Source organism: Pseudomonas sp. P7779 (assembly GCF_013386315.1).
Taxonomy (GTDB): Bacteria; Pseudomonadota; Gammaproteobacteria; order Pseudomonadales; family Pseudomonadaceae; genus Aquipseudomonas.
Window position 1 is genome coordinate 1 of the sequence record NZ_JACARZ010000224.1, and the last position, 349, is coordinate 349.

Genomic DNA, 349 nt, shown 5'->3' on the forward strand with positions numbered 1-349 from the left:
GGCCTGGAGCCACCTTACCGGCGGCTGGGGTTTGAGGCGCTGGCCAATGCCGGTCCGGAGTTTGAGCTGGGCTCTGTCGGGGCCGGGCGTGGGGCCATGGCCGGGGTGCTGAAAGGCGGGCTGGGGACGGCGTCCCTGGATTTGGGCGATGGGTTGGTGGTTGCCGCGTTGGTGGTGGCTAACCCGATTGGTTCGGTCTACATGCCGGATGGCGAGACGTTCTGGGCCTGGCCCTGGGAGGTGGCGGGGGAGTTTGGCGGGGCGCGGCCGGTGACGGAGATGGATTGCAGTGATCCGATGCCGGAGTTGTCGCGGCTGGATTCCATGGGGCGTCTGCAAGCGGGGGCCA

At 68.8% G+C, this 349-nt stretch carries 1 protein-coding gene; it reads left to right on the top strand.

Translation table 11 applies throughout. The annotated features are described in order from the left end of the window. The coding region (locus tag HX869_RS31305; protein WP_178904192.1) for a P1 family peptidase at positions 1-349 on the top strand (349 nt) is incomplete at both ends.